The sequence below is a fragment of the Chryseobacterium sp. TQ-BC-N36 genome (assembly GCF_058382295.1).
The window spans coordinates 1,115,700-1,134,355 of the sequence record NZ_CM178175.1 but is presented as its reverse complement, the minus strand read 5'-3'; the positions used below and the strand labels follow the sequence as shown (position 1 = coordinate 1,134,355).

Sequence of the window (18,656 nt, the reverse complement as noted above, 5' to 3'; positions counted from 1 at the left end):
ACATTTGAGTAGATAAAAAAATTGTGGATCCTATTCTTAACGTTGCTGTCCGTTCCCTGTGCGTTTACCTTTTTATGGTAATTGCTATCCGTCTATTTGGCAAAAATCAACTTTCCCAGCTTAATGCGGGAGATGTAGTGCTGTTACTGCTGATTTCAAATGCTGTTCAGAATGCAATGGTAGGTCCGGATACGTCTTTACAGGGAGGTATTGTTGCAGCGTTGGTTCTGTTTGTTGCCAATTTCATTTTAAAAAGGCTGATGTTTTCCAGCCGCTCATTTCAGTCTTTTATGGAAGACGAGCCGGTTATTCTTATCAGGGATGGAATCGCAGACCAGGCAGCCCTGAACCGGGTAAAGATTACAGAAAGTGAACTGGAAGAGGCCATAAGAGAACATGGAATAGAAAATATACAGGATGTAAAGCTGTCTGTACTGGAAGTGGATGGGAATATCAGTGTCGTTTCTCAGGACGAAAAGAGTAAACAGACTCATTATTCGAGAATTAAAAGAAAAATCAAAAGAAAATATCATTAAATACGATGAATTACGAATTAAGAGAAATGCTTCCCAGTGACGAAGCCAGAGTACTGGAAATTTTCCGCCAGGGAATAGACGGTGGAATTTCCACTTTTGAAACAGAAGTTCCAACTGCTGAAGCCTGGAGCATGGGGTATTTTAACGACTGCCGCTGGGTATTGGAAAATGAAAATAATGAAGTGGTAGGATGGTGTGCCTTAAAACCGGTCAGCAAAAGAGAATGTTATAAAGGAGTTGCAGAGGTAAGCATTTATTTTGATAATGAATACCAGGGAAAGGGATTGGGTTCCGTATTGCTTAAAAAATTGATTTTGGACAGCGAGGATCACGGATTCTGGACATTACAGACCAATATCTTCTCCGAAAATGAAACTTCTATCAGATTTCACCAGAAAAACGGTTTCAGAACAGTAGGGGTCCGTAAAAAAATCGGAAAACTCAACGGAGAGTGGAAAGATCTTATCCTGATGGAAAAAAGGAGTGAAATCATCTAGAATTAATTGATGATCTTATTGATAAGCAAACTGATCTCCATAACGAAATTCTCTCTTGACTAGCGAAGCAAAATTGACCATTGGCCATAAAAGACTGTATACTCCAATTTTGCACCTTGAATTTTTAATTTTTGAGCTTTTGGCATTACCATTGTTATATTCATTAAAATTGAAAAAGTGGAAATAATGAAAAGTGCAGTTAAGATTACAGGAGCTCTTATTATATTATGCATGATGACATCATGTGTCGCTTATGATAGCGGATATCAGACCAAGAGGCTTCCTCCGGGACAAGCTAAAAAGATATACGGAGGAAGTGCAAAGGACTATGCTCCGGGACAGGTAAAAAAGAGAAACGGTTATTAATGGACATAGAAAATAAAAACATTCACAGTCAGTTTTAACATACATTAGCTTAATTTCAATTTCTTTTGGCATTAACATTGATCTATTTCGCTATCGAAATTGAAAAAGTGAAAATAATGAAAAGTTTGTTTAAAATTGTTGGGGCAGGCGTAGTCCTTTTAATGCTGTCATCTTGCGTAGTCCACGAGCCGTATGGCAGAAGAATGCCGCCGGGTCACGCAAAAAGGTATTATGGCGGAAGTGCAAGGTACTATGCACCGGGTCATGTAAAGAAAGTGTATATTTATGACGATCGTGGCCATCATCACAGGGGCCGCGGTCATGGACATCACAGATAAAAAGAAAAGCACTGATTTTTTTCAGTGCTTTTCTTTTTTATAATCTGGATTTTTTCGGATTAAGGAAAGTATTAAAAATCATCACTTCCTGTCCGAACTTTTTCTCTATTCTTTCAGAAATATTCAGAAGCTCGCTTTTAATGAAATCTTCACGCAGTTCATCATTATCAAAAATTAACAGGAGATTATAATTTTTGCCCTCTTCAATATAGTCACTGTGTACCTCAGAAAGTATATATTTGTTGACATCTATCAGGTTTTCAGTCATTAAAACCAGTGTTTCATCAATATAATTTTCCCATTCTGAGAGGTTATCTTTTGTACAGTGGAAAGTTATACTTAATACGCTCATATTTTTATGAATTTTTAAGATTTTTTGGATAAATTCTACCGCAAAAATCGGCTTTTTTTTCGTAAATTAGCCCGTTAATAAAAATTGGAAATAAATAATTTTCAGACTTGCAGCTAAGAGTTTGAATATCATTACAATAAAATTTGTTTATGCAAAAAGAAGGAGAAAGACTGATTCCTATCAACATTGTTGATGAAATGAAGTCGTCTTACATCGATTATTCGATGTCGGTTATCGTTTCAAGAGCGTTACCGGATGTAAGAGACGGCTTGAAACCCGTTCATAGAAGAGTACTGTATGGTATGTATGGACTAGGGGTGTTTTCTAATAGAAAATATTTAAAATCTGCGAGAATTGTTGGGGACGTTTTGGGTAAATACCACCCGCACGGAGATTCCTCTGTATACGATGCTATGGTAAGAATGGCCCAGGACTGGAGCTTACGTTATCCTCAGGTAGACGGGCAGGGTAACTTCGGTTCAATGGATGGTGACCCGCCTGCAGCAATGCGTTATACTGAGGCAAGATTGAAAAAAATCTCTGATGAGGTTCTTTCAGACCTGGACAAAGAAACGGTTGATTTTCAGAATAACTTTGACGACAGTTTACAGGAGCCTACAGTAATGCCGACTAAAGTTCCGAATCTTTTGGTAAATGGTACTTCGGGTATTGCAGTAGGAATGGCAACCAATATGGCGCCGCACAACCTTTCAGAATCTGTAGATGCAATCTGCGCTTATATCGATAACAAAGAAATTACAATCGATGAGTTGATGCAGCACATCATTGCTCCGGATTTCCCAACAGGGGGTATCATTTATGGATATGACGGAGTAAGAGACGCTTTCCATACGGGAAGAGGGAGAGTGGTTTTAAGAGCTAAAGTTAACTTTGATGAAATCGGAAACAGAAACGCTATCATCGTTACTGAGATCCCTTATCAGGTGAACAAAGCTGAAATGATTGCCAGAACAGCAGAGCTTGTTAAAGACGAAAAAATCCCTGGTATCCACGAGATCAGAGACGAATCGGATAGAAAAGGACTTCGTGTTGTTTACGAATTGAAAAACGATGCTATCCCGAATGTTGTTCTGAACCTATTATATAAATATACAGCACTTCAGACTTCTTTCAGTGTAAACAACATCGCATTGGTACACGGAAGACCGGAGCAGCTGAACCTTAAAGATATCATTCATCACTTTGTAGAGCACAGACATGAGGTAATCGTAAGAAGAACCCAGTTTGAGCTTAAAAAAGCAAAAGAGAGAGCGCATATCCTTGAAGGATTCATGAAGGTGATCGGAACTCAGGATGCTTTAGACAGAGCAATTTCCATCATCCGTCACAGTGCCAATCCTCAGGCTGCAAAAGAAGGCTTGATCGAAGCATTTGAGCTTTCTGATATCCAGGCACAGGCAATCCTTGATCTTAGATTAGCCCGTCTTACAGGAATGGAGCTTGATAAGATCCGTGATGAATACGATGCGATCATGAAAGAAATCGCGAATTTGGAAGATATCTTAGCCAATGAGCCGAGAAGATTCCAGATCATCAAAGAAGAACTACTTGAAATCAAAGAAAAATACGGAGACGAAAGAAGAACTGAAATAGATTACTCAGGAGGAGAAATGTCTATCGAAGATATTATCCCGAACGAATCTGTAGTTCTTACTATTTCTCACGCAGGATACATCAAGAGAACTTCACTTTCAGAATATAAAATCCAAAGCAGAGGAGGTGTGGGTAATAAAGCAGCCACAACAAGGGATTCAGACTTCCTTGAATATATCGTTTCTGCAACCAACCACCAGTATATGCTGTTCTTCACAGAAAAAGGAAGATGTTACTGGCTGAGAGTATTTGAAATTCCGGAAGGCTCCAAAACTGCAAAAGGAAGAGCAGTACAAAACCTTATCAACATTGAACCGGATGATAAGATCAAAGCTTATATCAGAACCAACAACCTTAAGGATTCTGAATACGTAAATCAAATGAGCGTAGTGATGGTAACCAAAAACGGAACCATTAAGAAAACATCATTAGAAGCCTATTCAAGACCAAGAGTAAATGGGGTAAATGCTATTGAGATCAGAGATAATGACCAGTTATTAGGAGCTTACCTGACCAATGGAACTTCTCAGATCATGATCGCTACCAAAAACGGTAAATGTATCCGTTTCCCTGAAGAGAAAGTAAGAGAAGTGGGTAGAGGATCTATCGGGGTAAGAGGTATCTTGCTTGAAGATGGTGACGAAGCTATTGGTATGATTGTTGTGAACGATGTTGAGAATGAAACAGTACTTGTGGTATCTGAAAAAGGATATGGAAAGAGAACTGCCGTAGAAGACTACAGAATTACCAACAGAGGAGGAAAAGGAGTTATTACCCTGAACATTACCGAAAAAACAGGAAATCTGATTGCCATTCAAAACGTAACAGACGAAGATGGATTGATGATTATCAACAAATCCGGTGTTGCGATCAGAATGGGAATGGATGAAATGAGAGTAATGGGTAGAAATACTCAGGGAGTAAAACTGATCAATCTTAAGAAAAATGACGAAATTGCAGCCATTGCAAAAGTAGAAATGGATAAAGATGTAGAAGAAGATTCTGAAGAAACTGAAGAGATCGAAGAAGGAATAGGATCGCTATTTGATAACCAGGAAAACGATGAGGCACCTCAATCTGAAAATGAAAATCAGGCAGAGGAAAATGAGAATGATTCTGAAGAATAAATTGTACAATTAAATATAAAATAGTTATTATGAAGAAACTAATTTTAGGAATAGCTATCGTAGCATCTGCTTTCGTTTTTGGACAGAAAAAAGATGCCAACGCTTTGAATGCTCAGCTTCAGGAAGCTAATAAAGTTGCTATGGATGCATATAATGCAAAAAATTATGCCGCTGCAGCACCTAAGTTTATAGAAGTCTATGACTTGCTAAAGGCTAACGGGCAGGATAACAAAATATATATGTATTATGCCGGGCTTAGTCATGCGTTAGCTAATAACAGTGATCAGTCTATCAAAATATATACAGACCTTGTTAATTCTGGCTTTACAGGAGTAGAAACTACCTACACTGCAAAAGAAAAGAAAACAGGACAGGTGGTAAATCTTGATAAAGCAACTTGGGAGCTTATGAAAAAGAATTCAGACTATACTGATTTCAAAACTGAGCAGACGAAAAGTATAGAGCCTGATTTGTATGAGACTCTGGCTTCCTTACTTCTTAATGCGAAAAAGCCTGAAGCTCTTACAATTATTGAGAAAGGTTTAGCAAAGTTCCCAAACAATGCTAAGCTTAAAGAAGCTCAGACTACTGCATATCTTCAGTCTGGAAATACAGATAAATTTGTTTCCGGATTAAAAGAGCAGTTAGCTAAAAATCCTAATGACCCTACAAACTGGTATAACCTTGGAGTAATGCAGGCTAAAACCCCTGCTACTGTTAATGATGCTATAGAATCATTCAAAAAAGCAATTGACCTTAAACCAGACTTTTCCGATGCATACCAAAACTTAGTGTATACTACCATTGGTGATGATGCTAAAGTAGTAGGAGAGATCAATGCATTAAGAAAAGACAAGCCGGATGAAGCTTCTAAACTGATTGATGCAAGAAGAGAGAGATTTGCTAAAGCATTACCATATGCTGAAGGTTGGTATAAAGCTAACCCGAAGAGCCTTGATGCTGTTTCTGCCTTAAAAGAGATCTATGTAGTAACTAAGAACATGGATAAAGTGAAAGAAATGAAAGCTAAAGAAGCTGAACTTACAGCTGCTGGAGCAAAATAATCATTTTGAGAACAACAGATATAAGAACCGGAACAGAAATGTTCCGGTTTTTTTATTTTAAACAGAAAGTGCTGAGGTTCTTATCCGGATTTTATGTTTCATGTAAATTGTAGACCTGTTATGATTTTGAATTAAATTTATAAACCTAACAGGTTTTTAAAACCTGTTAGGTTTAATTTTTATGCTCCCTGCTATGCAGTTTCTGTTGAAAATTGTTCATGCCGAATTCATGCATTCAGAATTTCTGTTTTTTATAGAGATGAACCTTAAATTTCACCTTCAGAAATTCTCTGTAATTCCGTATCTTTGAGAAAAATTTTTATAAGATGATCGAGTGGAAAACCGCTAAGGAATACGAAGATATTACCTATAAAAAATGTAATGGAGTAGCAAGAATTGCTTTCAACAGACCTGAGGTCCGTAATGCTTTCAGACCTAAGACAACTTCAGAATTATATGATGCTTTTTATGATGCTTATGAAGATCCTTCAATAGGGGTTGTACTGCTTTCAGGAGAAGGTCCAAGCCCTAAAGACGGAGGCTGGGCTTTCTGTAGTGGAGGAGATCAAAAAGCCAGAGGACATCAGGGATATGTCGGTGAAGATGGTAGACATCGCCTAAACATTCTTGAAGTTCAGCGTCTGATCCGTTTCATGCCAAAGGTGGTTATTGCAGTGGTTCCGGGATGGGCAGTTGGTGGAGGACATTCACTTCATGTTGTATGTGATTTGACTTTAGCCAGTGAAGAACATGCTATTTTCAAACAAACTGATGCTGATGTGACAAGTTTTGATGGCGGTTACGGATCTGCTTACCTTGCTAAAATGGTAGGACAGAAAAAAGCCCGTGAAATCTTCTTTTTAGGAAGAAACTATTCCGCTCAGGAAGCTTTTGAAATGGGTATGGTAAATAAAGTAGTTCCTCATGCGGACCTTGAAGATACGGCTTACGAATGGGCCCAGGAAATCCTTGCAAAATCACCAACGTCTATCAGAATGCTGAAGTTTGCTATGAACCTTACAGACGATGGAATGGTTGGTCAGCAGGTTTTTGCAGGAGAAGCAACCCGTCTGGCCTATATGACAGAAGAAGCTCAGGAAGGAAGAAATGCTTTCCTTGAAAAAAGGAAGCCTAACTTCGGAGAAGATCAATGGATATCGTAAATATTGTATAAATGTATTCATGTAAAAAGTATTAATGATATAAGTATCGTTTTTATCATTTTACATGAATACATTTTACATGAATACAAAAAAATAATATGACTGATTGGATAAAAGCCGCAAGGCTAAGAACTTTACCGCTTTCTTTAAGCGGAATTATAATGGGAGCGTTTATCGCAAAATGGAGACTTTACAGAGAGGGAGGAATCTGGGACTGGAAGATTCTTGCCCTTGCTCTTTTGGTAACACTTTTATACCAGATTTTATCAAATTATGCCAATGATTATGGTGACGGAGTAAAAGGAACCGATGCCAAAAGAATCAATGAAGCAGAAGCGAGAGCCGTTGCATCCGGAAAAATTACGGCAAAACAGATGAAAATTGCAGTCATCCTTTTTGCTGTATTATCTTTTGTGGCTACGATTGCCTTGTTGTATGTGGCTTTCATTCCGAATTATATGAATGAATTCTATATCTTCATTGGATTAGGAGTAGCAAGTATTCTCGCAGCGATTGGGTATACGGTCGGTAAAAAACCTTACGGATATATGGGGTTGGGTGATGTTTTCGTATTCATTTTCTTTGGGCTTGTTTCAGTATGCGGAAGTTATTTTCTCTTTACAAAAACTTTCAGCTGGGATATGTTATTGCCTGGAACAGCTGTTGGAATGATGAGTATGGCCGTTCTTAACCTTAACAATATGAGAGATATTGAAAGTGATAGGCTGTCAGGGAAAAACAGTTTTGCGTTGAGAATCGGATTTAAAAACGCGATGATTTATGAAATGGTGCTGTTACAGCTTCCATTATTACTGATTCTTATGTTTTTAGGAGTAAATGGATTTATGCAGGAGCAAAACTACTATGTTTTCATTGTCATGATCCTGTTGTTTCCGTTATCAAAACTCAGAAGAAAGATTTTATCCGTAAAAGAACCAAAAGAATTGGACCAATATCTGAAGCAGGTAGGTATCATGACTTTTGTAATGGCAATCCTTACAGCAGCCGGACTTAATTTATTTCACTAAATCCAAAATATTATACCATGAGTTCTAATGCATACGTTGAAGCTCAAATGCTTATCAGAAAACCGGTTGAAAATGTTTTTGAAGCATTTGTCAATCCGGAAGTGACCACTAATTTCTGGTTCACCAAATCTACCGGAAAGTTAGAAGAAGGAAAGACGGTAATCTGGGAATGGGAAATGTACGGAGTAAAAAATGCAGTGAAAGTTCACCAGATTATTCCGAACCAGCTGATCAGAACAGAATGGGGAGAGCCTTCAGTAAACGTAGACTATGAATTCAAAACGATGGAGAACGGTACTCTTGTTGTCATCAAAAGCTACGGATTCAGTCAGACAGGTGAAGACCTGCTGAAAGTAATCAATGACAATACAGGTGGTTTTACAACGGTTTTAGACGGATGTAAGGCCTATCTGGAACACAGGATCAAGCTCAATCTGATTGAGGATAAATTTCCACAGAAATAGATATGAAGACTGCTTTAAAAATAACTTCGTGTTTATCCATTATTTTAGCTTTATTGCTTATTTATTATTTGATTGAAGAATTAAGGGAAGGTACATCAATTTTTGAAATTGATTTTATTCCTGCCTTTATTACATTGATTATTATTTCTAATGCTGTTTTAGCATTTTATCTGTTAATTGGAAAATTAAAACCAATGAAACCTGTATTGGTTATGCAGATTTTAATCATAATACCAACATGTCTGTTGTTGTATGAGTTTTTCTTAAAGCCACCAATGGGATGTTCTTAAACTAAAAATATATTTCTTCACCAGGTGTGAAGAATCCTATTTATTCAAAAATTTAAAACTAAATTTAAAATGAAAATACAATTCTTAGGGCAAAATTGCTTTCTGTTCACCTATAAGGACAAAACAATTCTAAGTGACCCTTTTTACAACTACAAAAAAGCAGAATCAGGTTTTGATATTGCTGCCCAAAAAATCGACTACATCCTGTTGACTCATGCACACGGTGACCATATTGCTGATGTAGGAGAAGTATTACAGCATTATCCTGAAGCTACAATCATCGGAGTTCCTGAAGTATGCGGATATTTCAAGCAGGCTAAAAATACAGATGATGTAAACCTCGGAGGATCGGCAAAAATCGACGATCTTAAAATTTCCATGGTTCCTGCTCACCATACAAGTTCTTTTCCGGATGGAAGCTATGGAGGCGTTCCTGTGGGGTATATCTTCAGATTGCCTGAAGGTAAGAATATCTATTTGGCTGGTGATACAGGAGTAATGGCGGATATGGAGCTGTTCCCGAGATTATACGGAAACATCGATCTTTCTATCCTTCCCATCGGAAGTCACTACACAATGTGCCCGAGAAAAGCTTCTTTTGCAGCAGCAGAGCTGTTAAAAACACCAAAAGTAATCGGATGTCACTTTGATACTTTCCCTGCTATTGAAATCAATCATGAAAGTGCATTAAAGCATTTTGCAGATAAAAATGTAGAACTTGTTTTACCAAAATTAGGAGAGACGTTCGAATTTTAATCCATAACGGAACAGGAGGTAATCTGAAAATTAGAAAAATGAAAATGATGCGTAAGGTATTAAAAACAAAAAAAGATAATTATCAAATTACCTCTCTTCTTACTTTAAACCAAAAAAAAAATGGCAAGCTACCTAAATCACACCGCTACGACCGATTACCTTTGCTGCGTTCCCACCCTGGAGGATTCTCAGGAGCTGGTTGTTTAGGACTTGCCGTTGCAAAGGTAGGAATATTTTATAAACTTCAAAACTTTATTAGAGAAAAATAGTCGAAAAAATGCAGTAGTAAAGCTAAACGCCTGACATTTAGAGGGAAAATTTTTCAACTTTTTTCTAAAAATTTAAATATGACGAAAAGTCCATCAACACTAGGAATTATACTTTTTATCACTACAATGATCGTTTTTTTTGTAGTGTACACTTTTTTTTCAGGGATCAATTATTTTGATATCTCTTTGAAAGCCAATGCTTTTGTTTTGCCTGTTCTATATGCAGGGGCTGCTTTCTGGTCTGTGAAATCATACTGGAATAACCATAGAGTAGTCAAATTCAAAGAAGCTTTTAAAAGAGCATTCGTTCCAATGTTTATCGGGGGAATTCTTTCCATTTTCAGTATTTATGCTTTTCTGAACTTCGTAGATCCTGCTGCCAAAAGTCTGTTGAACTATCAATATGTTCAAAGGCAGAAATCAGAACTCGATACAGAATATACTTCTGCAAGAAAAATTCTGAAGCACCAGAAAGATATTGATGAGCTGGATCAGAAATACAAAGAAAGATTACAAAGCTTCACTCCTGAGGCTGTTAAAGGAAAAGATATGCTTACCGCAAGTCATTTTTCAGGATATTTTGCAGCAATTCTTATATTTTACGTAGTTTTGTCGGTGTTTTTCGGAGCGTTTTTCAGAACAAGAACAATGCTTCAGCCCGAAGAAACCAATCAAGCCTAATTTTTATTAAAATTAAATGAATTTATCTATAGTTATTCCGTTACTGAACGAAGAAGACTCTCTGGAAGAGCTTTTTTCAAGAATTGATAAAGTATGCACAACCAGCAATTTATCTTATGAGATCTGGTTTGTAGACGATGGAAGTACGGATTTGTCGTGGAGTATTATTGAGAATATGAAAGTACAGTATCCTCAGATCCACGCGATTAAATTTTCCAGAAATTATGGAAAATCCCAGGCACTTCATGCTGCCTTTGAAAGAACAAACGGAGATGTGGTAATTACCATGGATGCTGATTTACAGGATTTCCCTGAAGAAATTCCGGAGCTGTACAATATGGTGATCAATGATAATTATGATATCGTTTCCGGCTGGAAAAAGAAGCGTTTTGACAATGTCATGACGAAAAATATTCCGTCAAAACTATTCAATGCTGCAGCAAGAAAAGTGTCAGGAGTTTATCTGCATGACTTCAACTGTGGTTTGAAAGCCTATAAAAGACAGGTTGTAAAATCGGTTGATGTATATGGAGATATGCACCGCTATATTCCGGTACTGGCTGCCAATGCAGGTTTCAGAAGAATTACTGAAAAAGAGGTACAGCACCAGGCAAGACCTTACGGAACTTCGAAATTCGGAACAGAAAGATTTATCAGAGGATTTCTGGATTTGATAACCCTTTGGTTTGTAAGTCGTTTCGGGGGAAGGCCAATGCATTTCTTTGGAGCAGTAGGAACTTTAATGTTTATTGTCGGTTTCCTTTCAGCCCTTTGGCTAGGGATTTCTAAACTGATTGATGTTGCCAGAGGAATCTATGGACATTTAATTACCAATAATCCATGGTTCTATATTGCCTTAACAATGATGATCATGGGAACACTGCTTTTTATCGCAGGATTCTTAGGAGAAATGATTATCAGAACCAACCGTGAGCACAAGAATTATAATATTGATGAAGTGATATAATGGAAGAAAAGCTGCCGAAAATTTATTCTAAAAAAGCCATTTTAGGATTTTCTATTTTTCTTTCCACTCTTTTCGGAGGGGTGTTGTTATACCAGAATTTAATAGAGGTGAACAAAAAGAAAGAAGCTTATACAGTGCTGGCAATATCTGTTCTATTAACCATTGTCACAGGAGTTATTGTCAATATTCCTGAAGAACCTAAAAGTTCGCTTGCTTATATATGCGGCCTTGGAGGGGGAAGTTTGCTTTCCTATTATTTTATGCCGAAGTATTTTCCGGACGAAGAAAAATATCCTAAAAAAGCGATATGGAAGCCTTTGATTATCGGAGTGATTATAGTTGCAGTGCTTCTGTTTTTTATAATTTATACGGCTTCTGTTGAAAATGGCTAACAGGATAAGCTTATAGGTAATTAACTATTATGATTTAATATGACATATAAAAGCACTCTGTTTTGCAGAGTGCTTTTTGTATTTTTATACAAACCTTTTAACCTAAATGTTAAGACTTAAACCCATTATTTTTTATTCCCTTCTGTTTTTTACGGCTTCATGCTCAACCCATAAACTTTCCGGTTCCTGGGAATTTATTGACATTTATGATGGAGAGATCAATCGGACAGATACGTTGAAATCCCAAACAGACAATTCCATATATGGAACAGGAATTCTGACTTTTTATCGGAACGGTACTTTCAGTTCTATGGGGAATAGTGGTACTTACAAGATAAAAAAGAACCTGTTGAAAATGAAATATAATGATGATGAAAAGGTAACTCCAATGAAAATTTCCCATATAAGTAAAGATGCTCTGCTCTTATTTTCAATGGCGGGAAGTCCTAAAACCTGGTTTTATAAAAAAGTAAAGAAAAAGGAGGAGGAACAATGATCTTTTCCAAAGAAGTATAGAATTGAAAATTATCAGGTATTTTATTGTCAAAAGACAAAGATTTTTAGAAATTTTAATCCTATTTTTGTTCGGAGTAATTATTGAAGGTCTGGTAATAGGCATAAAACCTTTCAGAGATTTTCAGTAAAAATCGTTGCGATTGTAATGTAGAATATTTAAAATTAAATATGAAAAAAATTGTATACACATTAATGCTGGTGGCAGTAGTTTCCTGTGGAAAAGTTTCTCCAAAAGGAAATATTGAAAAGAAAGATGTGGATGTATCGGAATTCGTCAACCTTGATCTTGAAGGAAAATTCCGTGTATTTTATGCCAGAGGGCCTAAAAATTTTGTGGAGATCGAAACTTATCCTAATGTGGCAGGTAATCTGGATGTAGATGTAAAAGACAAAACACTTTTCATCAAAGAAAAAAGAGGCACAAAAAGAGTTGATTTTTATAATGTAACAATCTATTCAAAATATAACCTGGAAAAAGTAACCGTTTCAGACTCTGTGGAAATGAATATTTCAAGTGAAATTAAAACCGATAATTTCAGGCTTACCATGAAAAATAATGCCAGCTTCATGGGATCTGTAAATACCAGAAGAGCAGAAGTGGAAATGCAGAACAGAAGCCGTGCTAACTTTTTAGGATTAACAAAAGAAGCGGTTATAAAAATTTCAGATACAGCGAGTTTAATCGCTCCTTACTGGAAGATTACCAATCTGAATATTGATTCAAAAAATGGAAATTATGCAGAAGTAAATGTAAAAGATTCTTTAAAAGGACATATTCAGAACACTGCAAAATTTGTCTATTATAACGATCCTATCAGGGCATTTAAAATTGATAAGACGACGAAAGTCGAAAACAAAAAATTAGAGTAACCGGGCTGGAAGAGAGAAGCTGGAAGCTGGTTTTTTCATACTTCTTATTTTCTATATTAAACATGTTCTTTCAAGCTTGAAAAATAAAAAAAATAAAAAACAAAGCAGGAATTTTGAAGCCTGGCAGAATATAACCTCCAGCTTCCCTCTTCCAGCTTAACAAAAATTAGACATAAATATGAATACACTGGAAAAAGCGAAACTTTGGTTAAGTGATACCTTCGATAAGGAAACGAGAGACGCGGTACAATTACTGATTGACAGCAATTCCCCTGATCTGGAAGATTCTTTCTACAGGGAACTGGAATTTGGAACAGGAGGAATGCGTGGGATAATGGGAGTAGGAACCAACCGCTTGAATAAATATACATTAGGTCAGGCTACCCAGGGATTGGCAAACTATATGTTGCAGCAGTTTAAGGGAGAGGAAATTAAAGTGGCCATCGCTTATGACGTTCGTAATAACTCCAAAGAATTTGGAAAACTGGTGGCCGATGTTTTGACAGCCAACGGAATCAAAGTATTGCTTTTCAAAGATCACAGACCTACTCCGGAATTGTCTTTCACGGTCCGTGATAAAAAATGTAATGGGGGAATTGTGTTGACAGCCTCGCATAATCCTCCGGAATACAACGGTTACAAAGTATATTGGAACGATGGAGCACAGATTGTTCCACCTCATGACGAAGCAATTATCAATGAAGTATATTCTGTAAAATTCGAAGAAATTAAATTCAACGGAAATGATGATCTGATCGAATGGATCGGAGAGGAGCAGGACGATATTTATATCGATGCATGCATTGAAAACTCTACCTATCAGAACGTTGGAAAAGAGAATTTAAATGTTGTGTTCACGTCTATCCACGGAACAACCTATACCACTGTTCCTAAGGCTCTGGCAAAAGCAGGATTCAAAAAAGTGGATCTTGTTAAAGAACAGATGATCCCAAGCGGAAATTTCCCGACAGTAGATTCTCCAAACCCGGAAGAACCTGCAGCACTGGAAATGGCACTGGATCTGGCAAGAATTACCAATGCTGATATTGTAATCGGAACAGACCCGGATGGTGACAGATTAGGGATTGCTGTAAGAAACCTTGATGGTGAAATGCAGTTATTGAATGGTAACCAAACAAACACCATCCTTACTTACTATATTCTGAATGAGTGGAGAAAGCTGGGGAGAATTACCGGAAAAGAATTCATTGGCTCTACGATTGTAACTTCAGATATCTTCTTTGATATCGCTCAGAAATTCGGAGTGGAATGCAAAGTAGGTCTTACCGGATTCAAATGGATCGGGAAAATGATCCGCGAAGCAGAGGGAACACAGAAATTTGTATGTGGTGGAGAGGAAAGTTTCGGATTCATGACCGGAGACTTTGTTCGTGATAAAGACTCCTGCGGAAGTATCCTTCTAGCATGTGAAATTGCTGCATGGTGCAAAGCCAACGGAAAAACGATGTATCAGTACATGATCGAAATCTATGAAGATCTTGGAATGTATTATGAAGGACTGATCAATATCGTAAGAAAAGGAAAAGAAGGAGCGGAAGAGATTCAGAATATGATGAAGAATTTCCGTGAGAATCCTCCAAAAGAACTGGCAGGATCATTGGTGGAAGAAGTAAAAGACTTTAAAGAACAGACAAGCCTTACTATTTCTACCAACGAGAAAAAAGTAATGAATGATATTCCGGCATCCAATGTACTGATCTATTATACACAGGATGGAACCAAAGTATGTGTAAGACCTTCAGGAACAGAACCCAAAATCAAATTTTATGTTTCTGTCAAGGATTCCATTACTTCAGAAGCAGATTTCAGAGACAAATTAAAATCATTAGAAGCTAAAATCAGAGCTGTTAAAACAGACTTAAAACTGGATTAACTTTCTGACGACAGCAGATGATAAAACAGATTATAACAATATGTATACTCTCTGCAGCTGTAGTTTCCTGTAAAAAGGAAGCTGCAGTTTCAGAAGTAAAACCGGTACATGATTCAATTGCCGGAACGGAATCCGGAGAAGATCAGTACAAACCGATAGACACAGCTTGTTCATCCGGCAACAAAACGGAGGATTATATCAAATCACTTCAATGGTACCGGACAAAAATTGAAAAAGAAATGGCTGGAAACAGTCCGGAACAGAATGACAAAGTATATGAAGATTATTTAAAAATAAGAAGTAAGTATACAGAATGTCTGATGAATTTGCATACCGGTGTTTTGGATAAATATGTGAATTATTATGATTCTGATAAGGATCAGTATAACTTTCCGGACAATATTAAAAAAATAGCTTCAGAACTGAAGAAAGCAGGTCTTGAATTCAGGGAAGTAGGCGAAGGAATGACCGAAATATGGACCATTCCGGGTTATTATTCTTCATTATTTAAGAATAAAGTAACTCCCGATTATGAAGCCTATATTTCACAAACAGATAAGGAAAGTGAATCCAACTATGCAGCAGACGCAGGTTTGATCATTAGCTGGGAACAGCTGGGAGACAGACTCATATTCTGGGAAAATTTTATGAATAAATATCCTGAAAGCAGGCTGATAAAGACTGTAAAACAGGATTATAATGACTATCTGTCCGATTATCTTTTAGGAATGGATAATACACCAACTTACGAAAGAGAACCGGACAAAGGAACAGGAAAATTAAACGATGAAAACAAAACGGAATTCAACAGGATGATCAAAAAATATCCGAATTCCAATACTGCAAAGAAAGCAAAAGAAATAATAACCCTTTTTGATGCTCAAACACCAATAGATCAGATATATGAGAAGATCAATGGAGCACGATAATATAAATTTTAAATAAGAATAAAGTGAAAGTTTCAAAATTAGCAGCGAACCTGATCGGTTCTGAAATTGTAAAAATTGGTAACGAAGTAAATGATCTAAAAGCAAAAGGAGCGGAAATTGCCAATCTTACTATTGGTGATCTGAATTCTAATATCTATCCTATTCCGGCATTGCTGAAGGAAGAGATTCAGAAAGCATATCAGAATAATCTGACGAACTACCCGCCTGCAAACGGACTTTTATCTTTAAGAAAAGAAGTTTCCAAAGACCTTAAAAAAAGATGGAACCTGGATTATTCTCCTAACGATATCCTGATCACTGCAGGATCAAGACCATTGATCTATGCGGTATACAAAACGATCGTAGACGAAGGAGATAAAGTGGTTTATCCTACACCATCATGGAACAACAACCACTATGCTTACCTTACTTCAGCCAACGCTGTAGAAGTAAAGACAAAGCCGGAAACCAACTTCCTTCCTACTGCAGATGATTTGAGACCTCACCTGGATGGAGCTGTGTTATTAGCACTTTGTTCACCATTGAACCCTACGGGAACAATGTTTACAAAAGAGCAGCTTTCAGAAATCTGTGAGCTGGTTATTGCTGAAAACAAAAAAAGAGGAGCAGATGAAAAACCGTTATATTTAATGTATGATCAGATCTATTCTTGCCTTACTTTCGGTGCTGAGCACGTAGATCCGGTCTCTCTTTTCCCTGAAATGAAAGACTATACCATCTATATTGACGGTATTTCAAAATGCCTTGCAGCAACAGGAGTACGTGTGGGTTGGGGATTCGGTCCTTCTCATATCCTTGATAAAATGAAGGCACTTCTTACTCACGTGGGAGCATGGGCACCAAAACCGGAACAGGAAGCAACCGCTAAATTCTATGAAAATTCAGAGAATGTAGATATTTTCGTTGAGGATTTTAAAGGCAAACTTGAGAAAAGCTTAAAAGTTCTTCACAACGGAATTCAGGATTTAAAAGCAAAAGGGCTTGCTGTAGACAGCATTGAGCCGATGGGAGCACTTTATCTTACCATCAAACTTGATTATATAGGAAAAATAAAACCTGACGGAGGAGCCATTGAAAACTCTTCAGATCTGGTATTCTACCTGATCAATGAAGCTGGTGTTGCTTTGGTACCTTTCTCAGCCTTTGGAGAAGACAAGTCAGAACCTTGGTTCCGTGCGTCTGTAGGAGGATTGGCAACAGATGAGATCAAAGTAATGCTTCCGAAACTGGAAACTGCTTTGAACAATTTAAAGTAATCAGGAGAATTAATGTATAAATGTACCAGTGTAGCAGTTTACCAATTTTCTAATGGTAAGCATTCTACACTGGTACATTGTTTTTATTGATACATTTCGAAAGTTGAAGTATGGAATTACTTTTCTGATAAAATATATAAACTGATAATACCTTTTATTTTACAAAAAAATTAAATAATCCTTAAAAATTAAGTAAATATTTTGTCAGAAAGTCAACTTGGAATTACCTTTGGCGCTTTACACACTTAAATATAATAAAGTCGAAAATTACACGATGAGAAAACTGAGATTTCTACTCTTACCAGTTTCAATACTGGTATGCTCTCAAGAAGTGGATAGTCTGAAGATAAGCGAGCTGCCAAAGGATGCTGATCTGCCCAAAGTACAGACCTACACATTAAAAGACGGTTCATTAAGAACCTATCCCAAGCCCAGGCTATTGGATTTTGTCACCAAACTACCCAGAAACTTTATCAATACGAATAAAGATTTTGTAGCCAAAGATCATGCTTATTATCTGGGAGGTGCAGTTGCCAGCACTTTAATTCTTTTGCCATTTGATCAGAAACTGATTGATAATTCTAGAGAATTAGGGGAAAGATGGGGAATGGATAAAGATAACAACTACCACAAAATTGGAGGTATTTTTAAAATCCCAAAAGATATAGGTTCTACCTTATATCTGATAGGAAATGGCTCTACTTTGGTGCTAATTGGTATTGGTTTCGGTACCTATGGTCTGATTAAAAATGATTACAGAGCACAGGCTACAGCCAGCGGTTTGATGGAAAGTTTAATTCTTTCCGGGGTTTTCACTCAGACCCTTAAAAGAATTACAGGAAGGGAAAGCCCTTTTATTGCAGAGATAAATGGTAATAAAGGTGGCGCCTGGAATCCTTTTCCGAGTTTTTCAGCATTCAGTAAAAATACTTCGAATTATGATGCAATGCCATCAGGACATTTGACTACTTTTATGGCGGGTATCACTGTGATAGCAGACAACTACCCGGATGCAAAATGGATCAAACCTGTAGGGTATACCCTGGCAGGTGCATTATGTTTTCAAATGATGCAGAGTAAGGTACACTGGGCCTCAGATTATCCTCTAGCCCTATTGATGGGATATTTCATAGGAAAAACAATTTCAAAAAGCAGATATACTTCAACCGAAGGTACGATAGGAAAGACGAAATATAATCTCAACTTTATGGCATCCCGTCAGTGGGAATACAATATGGTAGGGATAAAACTTTCTTTTTAAATTTC

The 18,656-nt window shown here is 37.1% G+C and carries 20 protein-coding genes and 1 other RNA gene; 19 read left to right on the top strand and 2 right to left on the bottom strand.

Annotated elements, in window-relative coordinates:
• Positions 1 to 23 precede the first annotated feature (23 nt).
• From AC3FI7_RS04970 to AC3FI7_RS04960, 3 genes are all read left to right on the top strand, one after another.
• Entirely contained in the window at positions 24 to 536 is a 513-nt protein-coding gene (locus tag AC3FI7_RS04970; protein WP_142722934.1) for a DUF421 domain-containing protein, read from the top strand.
• Positions 537 to 541: 5 nt separating this feature from the next.
• Positions 542 to 1,033, top strand: a complete 492-nt coding sequence (locus AC3FI7_RS04965) for a GNAT family N-acetyltransferase (protein ID WP_142722935.1) — start codon at positions 542 to 544, stop codon at positions 1,031 to 1,033.
• Positions 1,034 to 1,219: 186 nt separating this feature from the next.
• Positions 1,220 to 1,399, top strand: a complete 180-nt coding sequence (locus AC3FI7_RS04960) for a quinol oxidase subunit 4 (RefSeq protein WP_142722936.1) — start codon at positions 1,220 to 1,222, stop codon at positions 1,397 to 1,399.
• A gap of 375 nt (positions 1,400 to 1,774) precedes the next feature.
• On the opposite strand, the gene AC3FI7_RS04955 is transcribed toward AC3FI7_RS04960, so the two are convergent.
• A complete protein-coding gene (locus tag AC3FI7_RS04955) occupies positions 1,775 to 2,089 on the bottom strand; it encodes a DUF4286 family protein (RefSeq protein ID WP_491461568.1) in 315 nt (104 codons plus the stop codon).
• 149 nt (positions 2,090 to 2,238) lie between these two features.
• On the opposite strand from AC3FI7_RS04955, the gene gyrA reads away from it, so the two are divergent.
• The 7 genes from gyrA (at position 2,239) to AC3FI7_RS04920 (ending at position 9,595) form a co-directional block, all read left to right on the top strand.
• Entirely contained in the window at positions 2,239 to 4,830 is a 2,592-nt protein-coding gene (gene gyrA, locus AC3FI7_RS04950; RefSeq protein WP_142722938.1) for a DNA gyrase subunit A, read from the top strand.
• Positions 4,831 to 4,859: 29 nt separating this feature from the next.
• Positions 4,860 to 5,894, top strand: coding sequence for a tetratricopeptide repeat protein (locus AC3FI7_RS04945; protein WP_142722939.1), 1,035 nt, complete (start codon positions 4,860 to 4,862; stop codon positions 5,892 to 5,894).
• Between the two features lie 326 nt (positions 5,895 to 6,220).
• A complete protein-coding gene (locus tag AC3FI7_RS04940) occupies positions 6,221 to 7,057 on the top strand; it encodes a 1,4-dihydroxy-2-naphthoyl-CoA synthase (RefSeq protein WP_142722940.1) in 837 nt (278 codons plus the stop codon).
• Positions 7,058 to 7,155: 98 nt separating this feature from the next.
• On the top strand, positions 7,156 to 8,085 hold the full coding sequence (gene menA / locus AC3FI7_RS04935) for a 1,4-dihydroxy-2-naphthoate octaprenyltransferase (protein ID WP_491461567.1): 930 nt from the start codon (positions 7,156 to 7,158) through the stop codon (positions 8,083 to 8,085).
• A gap of 17 nt (positions 8,086 to 8,102) precedes the next feature.
• A complete protein-coding gene (locus AC3FI7_RS04930; protein WP_142722942.1) occupies positions 8,103 to 8,549 on the top strand; it encodes an SRPBCC family protein in 447 nt (148 codons plus the stop codon).
• A gap of 2 nt (positions 8,550 to 8,551) precedes the next feature.
• Complete coding sequence (locus AC3FI7_RS04925) at positions 8,552 to 8,839, top strand: hypothetical protein (protein WP_142722943.1); 288 nt, start codon at positions 8,552 to 8,554, stop codon at positions 8,837 to 8,839.
• Positions 8,840 to 8,908: 69 nt separating this feature from the next.
• Entirely contained in the window at positions 8,909 to 9,595 is a 687-nt protein-coding gene (locus AC3FI7_RS04920; protein ID WP_142722944.1) for a metal-dependent hydrolase, read from the top strand.
• 118 nt (positions 9,596 to 9,713) lie between these two features.
• On the opposite strand, the gene ffs is transcribed toward AC3FI7_RS04920, so the two are convergent.
• Positions 9,714 to 9,811, bottom strand: an RNA gene (gene ffs, locus AC3FI7_RS04915) — signal recognition particle sRNA small type.
• A gap of 131 nt (positions 9,812 to 9,942) precedes the next feature.
• Between ffs and AC3FI7_RS04910 the strand changes: the two genes are divergently transcribed.
• From AC3FI7_RS04910 to AC3FI7_RS04870, 9 genes are all read left to right on the top strand, one after another.
• Positions 9,943 to 10,545, top strand: coding sequence for a DUF4199 domain-containing protein (locus AC3FI7_RS04910; RefSeq protein ID WP_343658558.1), 603 nt, complete (start codon positions 9,943 to 9,945; stop codon positions 10,543 to 10,545).
• A gap of 16 nt (positions 10,546 to 10,561) precedes the next feature.
• A complete protein-coding gene (locus tag AC3FI7_RS04905; RefSeq protein ID WP_343658557.1) occupies positions 10,562 to 11,512 on the top strand; it encodes a glycosyltransferase family 2 protein in 951 nt (316 codons plus the stop codon).
• Positions 11,512 to 11,904, top strand: coding sequence for a hypothetical protein (locus AC3FI7_RS04900; protein WP_291897076.1), 393 nt, complete (start codon positions 11,512 to 11,514; stop codon positions 11,902 to 11,904). The genes AC3FI7_RS04905 and AC3FI7_RS04900 overlap by 1 nt, the downstream gene beginning before the upstream one ends.
• A 106-nt stretch (positions 11,905 to 12,010) precedes the next feature.
• Positions 12,011 to 12,400 (top strand): hypothetical protein, encoded by a 390-nt coding sequence (locus tag AC3FI7_RS04895; protein WP_491461566.1) that lies wholly within the window; start codon positions 12,011 to 12,013, stop codon positions 12,398 to 12,400.
• Positions 12,401 to 12,588: 188 nt separating this feature from the next.
• Positions 12,589 to 13,290 (top strand): GIN domain-containing protein, encoded by a 702-nt coding sequence (locus tag AC3FI7_RS04890; RefSeq protein ID WP_491461565.1) that lies wholly within the window; start codon positions 12,589 to 12,591, stop codon positions 13,288 to 13,290.
• A 178-nt stretch (positions 13,291 to 13,468) separates the two neighbouring features.
• The gene (locus tag AC3FI7_RS04885; RefSeq protein ID WP_491461564.1) at positions 13,469 to 15,184 is read left to right on the top strand and encodes a phospho-sugar mutase; all 1,716 of its coding nucleotides are present in this window, start codon (positions 13,469 to 13,471) and stop codon (positions 15,182 to 15,184) included.
• 17 nt (positions 15,185 to 15,201) lie between these two features.
• Positions 15,202 to 16,113, top strand: a complete 912-nt coding sequence (locus AC3FI7_RS04880; RefSeq protein ID WP_491461563.1) for a tol-pal system YbgF family protein — start codon at positions 15,202 to 15,204, stop codon at positions 16,111 to 16,113.
• Positions 16,114 to 16,136: 23 nt separating this feature from the next.
• On the top strand, positions 16,137 to 17,390 hold the full coding sequence (locus tag AC3FI7_RS04875; RefSeq protein WP_142722952.1) for a pyridoxal phosphate-dependent aminotransferase: 1,254 nt from the start codon (positions 16,137 to 16,139) through the stop codon (positions 17,388 to 17,390).
• Positions 17,391 to 17,664: 274 nt separating this feature from the next.
• Entirely contained in the window at positions 17,665 to 18,651 is a 987-nt protein-coding gene (locus tag AC3FI7_RS04870; RefSeq protein WP_491461562.1) for a phosphatase PAP2 family protein, read from the top strand.
• The last annotated feature ends 5 nt before the right edge of the window (positions 18,652 to 18,656 follow it).